The organism is Lachnoclostridium sp., from assembly GCF_031997925.1.
GTDB lineage: Bacteria > Bacillota > Clostridia > Lachnospirales > Lachnospiraceae > Lachnoclostridium.
Genome location: NZ_DAMADT010000016.1, coordinates 1 through 6035, shown reverse-complemented (window position 1 = coordinate 6035; position 6035 = coordinate 1). Strand labels below are relative to the sequence as shown.

Here is a 6035-nt window from a genome sequence, read left to right as displayed (position 1 = left end):
GAAGTTGCAGATGCAATGCTTCCATATATGTATGGGAATTTTGGTAACCCATCAAGTAGTCATGAGTATGGGAAGATAGCAAAACAAGCTGTCGAGCAGGCAAGAACAGAAGTTGCAGATCTTTTACATTGTTTACAAAATGAAATTATCTTTACCAGCGGTGGTAGTGAATCGAATAATACCGTAATCAAAGGTGTCGCATACAGTTACCGTCATAAAGGTGATCATATAATTACTTCAAAAATTGAACATCCAGCTGTATTAAATCCATGTGATTATCTTGAACGGCTTGGTTATAAGATTTCCTATCTACCGGTCAAGGAAAATGGGATGGTTGATGTATCGGCTTTAGAACAAATGATTACAGATAGAACAATATTAGTCACCATTATGCACTCTAATAATGAAACCGGAACCCTTCAGCCAATCAAAGAAATTGCTCAGATATGTCATAAGCACAATATATTAGTTCATACGGATGCATCACAGTCAGTAGGTAAAGTACCAATTGATGTATATGATTTAGATGTTGATTTTCTAACCATAGCAGGGCATAAGTTGTATGCTCCAAAGGGCATTGGTGCGCTCTATGTCAACAAAAAAATATCGATTGAACCTCTGATTCATGGTGCAGGACATGAGCTAGGGAGGCGTGCAGGTACTGAAAATGTTATTTTTGACGTAGCTTTAGGTAAAGCATGCCAATTGGCACAAATAGCGCTACAAACTAATCACCTTAAGGAATTGACCAATTATTTTTACTTGAATTTGAAAGAAATATTCGGAGAAAAGATGCATCCTAATGGAGATTTATATAATAAATTACCTAATACGTTAAATATTAGTTTCTTAGGCTATAACGGTAATGAAATATTAGAACTATTAGGGGATGACATTGCCGCATCAACTGGATCAGCATGTCATTCGGGTTTAATTTCAATATCACCAGTTTTAAAGGAAATGAATGTTCCTATAGATATTGCTCGTGGAGCTGTCAGATTCAGTCTAGGTAGATTTACTACAAAAGAGGATATTGATATTGTACTTGAGAGATTTAGAAAAATTAATAATTAGTGCATTTTTAAAGAAACTGCAGTAGGATTCCTATACCCTAATACTCAAGTAATGAAAGATGACATAATTCAAATTATTGATTATACCCACTAATTGATTGGGAAGAATAAGAAAAGGGAATACTATATATAAGTAATTTCTTTTCTTTTTTTAAACTTGCAATACTATAAATATATAACAATTAGTATAAAAATGAAGCATCGCAAAGTTTTTACTAACTTTTTAACAGATTGACAATAATTTAACAAACATTGCGTTAAATCTTTAGATAATGTAAAGTTCCTAGATTTGTAATATTAAAATTTGCATAAGAAGAATACATGGCTATGCGCTAAAATAACGTAATTTAGCATCAATTAATAAATGAAAGTATAATAAGTATTTAAATGGGTTGATGAATATTTGTTATATGAATTGACAAATTGATGAATTATGAAATATATCGAAAAAGTTATGACAAAGTGAAGAATTAAGGAATAAACAAAAGGCCGCTTAATTAAGTATCAAGTAACATAGATTAAGGGGTTTAGGAATAATCGATATAGCTGAATAATTAAGTTTAAGTAACATATGTTAATATGTTTTATAACATAAATAAAATGGCATGTGATCAATAAAAATATATTTGAAGGAATAAACATATTGAATAAATGAAAAATATAATTACAACAGAGAAGTGAATCTTAATATAAGAAACACGTATGTAAGAACATATAAAGAACAATAGAAGTATAAAAAAGCAGATAACTAGATAGATTGCTTAGAATAACCAAAAAAAGGGTAAAAAGTAGGTATCCTATTTTAAATGCTACTATTATTACGTTAAACCTGGATTTAGCGCAATAATGGATATACTACTATTTGTAACTTTTAAACCAGTTGTCCATTGATGTCGAGGTGTCCATTGAAATAAATGTTAGGGACTTTGTGAAGTAAATATTAGGGACTCTTATTATTCATTAATTTTACTCATAATTCATCATAACATATCTCCTCTAGATTTGAAATAAAATCTAGGGAATGCTGATAAATAAAACTAATAATAATATATAAGCCACAGTATGAATTTATACTGTGGCTTATATATTAACCTAATTATCAAAAAATAATTTATATTCAGTTTTTGCTGTATCTATAACTAATAAGAATTCCTTGTTATAATCATTTGAAAAATTCCTTAATGTTATATTTTTTAGTTTATCCATTAATTCATATTTATTATAATTTTCTACTAAGTATTTCATTAGGATTTGCCATTCAAAATATTTATTTTTTAATAAAATAAATGCTATATGAACTAATATACTAAATTTGCAATCTTCATCTATGAACTCTGGTAAGAACATTCTAATTTTATCTAGATAACTTATAATTTCATCATTAGCATTAAATTTGTAAGAATATGCGGTACTTCTATTAATTCGGTATCCATTTTTTAAGTAATGACCATATTCCATATCTCGTTTCCAAAGATAAAAAGTAACTGCATTGAAATCAAAGCATATAATTTCTTTTTCAATAATTTCTGGTTTAATTAATGGTTTAGATGCACATACAAGTATATAATTTTCAACTTTTTTAAGTTTTGATTTTAATCTTTGAGATTTAGATAAATGACGGTATAATTTTTGAAATGCATATACATATGCGTATTCTATAATATCTTTTTTGGGGGTTAAATTAGGTGTAATTACATTACCAAAATTGATTTCATTCCAATGAATACATTTTTTTATCGTATACTTTGACGGAACTTTAATCGACTTATTAAAAAATAATGATTTCAAAACATTATTTATATCGTTATCTTTTATGCACTGTTGAAAGTTATTTGTTATTATAAATGGAAATATACTAGAGTTATTAAACGGTATTCTTCTATTAGTATATGCTACTACTCTATTCCATTCATTTAATAAAATTTCAAAATTATCATTACTTAGTAAATAGCTTTTACAGTATTTACATTGATAAGCGTGAATATTATACTGGAATTCAATTGCATATGGAATCTCCTCATTGCATATTGGACAAGTACTAATAAGTTTTTTATTATGAACCAAACATCTATCAAGAAACGTAAATTGGTGAAATATATAATGATATCCATATTTCATACATTCAGGACAATAATTTAGTGTTTTCTTAATTACTGTACTACAAATATTATTTGATCGGATAAATCTATTTTGAAATGACAACAGTGGTTTTAGGAGGTTTTTAATATTTTCCATGCCATAATCTACAATTGATTTATCTCCAATACACCAAGTATTATCTTTAAATTGATAATTCGAAACAATTCCTGTGTGAATATACTTAGCCCTATAATTATCTATTTCTCTTAATTGTGTAGTGGTTAGCTCTCTCGCTGCATCTATACCATGTATTTGATTAGCGAACATGAATTTATTGATAATACTCCATGGACTTTCATAAGGATTTACCCAATTAGTGTTCCACGTATACATCACTTGTTTCACTCCTTATATAGCTTTACAGCTTCCAAATAGATTTTCCGCCATAACATAGCCAGAATCTTTAATAGCCTGCATCCATTCATTCTTTGTTGGGAAATATACACCTTTCCCATCACAACCAAATCTTCTAAAGCAATTCTCTATTGTGCTTGTTATATACTGCATAGGTATTTCAAGTGTATTAGAACCTAATGCCTCACCAAAATAGGCTAATAAATCCTCAGCTAATGAATATAATTTATGTCAGTGCTGCATCTGACCCATATTTATCAGGAAACAAATGGAATAAGTCTGTTGTAAATATTTATATCGATAGTACTCCAGCTGTTAGTACTATACCAACTAATCAATACATATTATGGAGATTAGATATTATTCTTATGATTGAAAGATGGAATAATATGCTTTCTGTTTTTGGGAATAACATTAACTTTAGTATAACAAATGATATTAATAGTGCTGATACAATAATTAAATATGGACAAGTAAATTATTCGTGGGCTGAAACAAAAAAGATAACAAGTGGCTCAACTATCCTAAAAGCAACGATAATATTAGATGACTGGGATTTTGCTACAATTGGTTTTAATGATAACACTGTTCAAAAAATAGTGGTGCATGAATTAGGACATGTTCTGGGGCTGGCAGATATAACTAATTTAGTGGCTGAAAACCAAAAAATATATAGTGTGATGGTTAATGATGTAACGCAGAGTCCATATTTTAGAGAAACGCCAACTTTTGATTTTGATCGTCTAAATCTCAATAAACCGTATTAATAATGGGTTATAAATAAAAATGCCTAGCACCGTTCTTAGAATGCTAGGTATTTTTATTATTAATTAATAAGATTTATTGTGGAATGTCACATCTCTAAAAATTTGAAAATTATAACCGTCATAAGTTTCTGCGTAATATATAAGATTAGTAGAAAATTCATTCGTACTAAGCTTTGTATAAATACGCTTGACAAGAAAAGATCTAATATCATGCGTTCCGCTATATCGGGAATTATCATAAGTAAATGTTAAGGAATTTCCGTCATAGTTTAATACACTTGTAGTAGCAGGGCCATCGATACCAAAAGTGGTTATTAATATACAATCTGGAATTTCACGTTGTACATTGGTAATGAAATTATTAAGTTTGGCAGTATTATATGATCTACTTTCAGGTGTTAATAAAACATCATTGTTTTTATATGCCATATCAACAGTATAATCTGTAGGTAATGACATGAGAAATTCTTTCGGATTACTACAATTCATTCCAATGCCTCGGGTTTTTATTATATATTATTCTCAATGATTTGAGATGTGTATAAGAAGTTCAACGCATCATTGATACTTTCTTTATAATTATTTAATTAATTGTAATCATATACCATGATTCGATTTTAAATTCATTTATAAAGCAAAATGAATTTTAACAAAGATTTTGAATATCAAGGAAAGTATCACCTAAACTTTAGGCAACTACCAGAAATAAGATAGTATTGTATTCTCATTTAGTAAAGCATCTACATTAGGTGATAAATATTTGATTTATTATAGTATTTTATTAGCAAATTTCTTACTTTAAAAACTATTTAAATAGATTTACTTCCTTTCGTGATTAATTAACAAATTTCTTACCTAATGCATGGTAGTAATTTTGATAATTTAATTTAGTATAATCTAAAAAATACAATAAATAAGGAGATAATTGCAATTGATATTAACACAATTACTTCCTTCGACAGGAGCACCCTCATCTTTTATGAATACACTATTATAGTGTTCAGGACACACTTAGGCGCTTACAGTATATTACTTTACCCTCTCTAGTATTCCATCTTTTATTTCATATACTATATTCATTTTCTCTAATTGATCATAATCATGTGTAATCATTATAATTGTTTTATTTTTGTAATCTTCTAGTAATCTTTCATAAACCATTCTATTGGATTCTATATCAAGATTCATACTAAATTCATCTAAAATTAGTATTTGAGATTTCTTAGCATATACTCTTGCTATTGTAATTTTCCTTTGTTCTCCGCCAGATAGATTATTACCACTATTCTCAACAAAACCTCTGTAAGCAGGGTTCCGTTTGTAGTAAAATTAAAATATATCTCTCTTCCTTCAGCTCTTTCCTCTGCATATTTGACACAATCTTTTATTGTATCAAAAGCTAATAATGGTTCCCCACCATAAAACCCAATGGCAAATAAACTTGAATCTCTAGAGTGTTGAATAATCAATTGCCTTTTTAGCTGTTTCTACAGACATCCATTTATTTGCGTGCTGTCTATTATGATAGTTTCCTGAATAAATGCAATAACTACAATTTAAATTACATTTCTGAGTAATTTGCAGTATAATATTGGATAAATTATTATTCAAAAAAGAATCATAGTATTCAGTAACTGGATGCTCTGATTTTTCTAGTTTGCCCGCCATGGGCGGGCTCTAGCGGGTGCAAGTCCCGAGTGTG

The 6035-nt window shown here is 28.7% G+C and carries 5 protein-coding genes and 1 pseudogene; 2 read left to right on the top strand and 4 right to left on the bottom strand.

Annotated elements, in window-relative coordinates; genetic code table 11:
- On the top strand, positions 1 to 1074 hold a 1074-nt coding region (locus RTP52_RS11475; RefSeq protein ID WP_312371410.1), incomplete at its 5' end, for a cysteine desulfurase family protein.
- Positions 1075 to 2165: 1091 nt separating this feature from the next.
- Here RTP52_RS11475 and RTP52_RS11470 read toward each other — a convergent pair.
- Entirely contained in the window at positions 2166 to 3548 is a 1383-nt protein-coding gene (locus RTP52_RS11470; protein WP_312371408.1) for a hypothetical protein, read from the bottom strand.
- A 12-nt stretch (positions 3549 to 3560) separates the two neighbouring features.
- Positions 3561 to 3719 carry a hypothetical protein gene (locus RTP52_RS11465; RefSeq protein WP_312371406.1) on the bottom strand — a complete coding sequence of 53 codons (159 nt, stop codon included), beginning with the start codon at positions 3717 to 3719 and terminating at the stop codon, positions 3561 to 3563.
- A gap of 62 nt (positions 3720 to 3781) precedes the next feature.
- Here RTP52_RS11465 and RTP52_RS11460 point away from each other — a divergent pair, with 62 nt between their 5' ends.
- Complete coding sequence (locus tag RTP52_RS11460; RefSeq protein ID WP_312371405.1) at positions 3782 to 4333, top strand: hypothetical protein; 552 nt, start codon at positions 3782 to 3784, stop codon at positions 4331 to 4333.
- A 63-nt stretch (positions 4334 to 4396) separates the two neighbouring features.
- On the opposite strand, the gene RTP52_RS11455 is transcribed toward RTP52_RS11460, so the two are convergent.
- Both RTP52_RS11455 and RTP52_RS20550 read right to left on the bottom strand, forming a co-directional pair.
- Positions 4397 to 4822 (bottom strand): DUF4362 domain-containing protein, encoded by a 426-nt coding sequence (locus RTP52_RS11455; RefSeq protein ID WP_312371402.1) that lies wholly within the window; start codon positions 4820 to 4822, stop codon positions 4397 to 4399.
- A 540-nt stretch (positions 4823 to 5362) separates the two neighbouring features.
- Positions 5363 to 5614: pseudogene (locus RTP52_RS20550) on the bottom strand (ATP-binding cassette domain-containing protein); the annotation flags it as partial.
- Positions 5615 to 6035 lie beyond the last annotated feature (421 nt).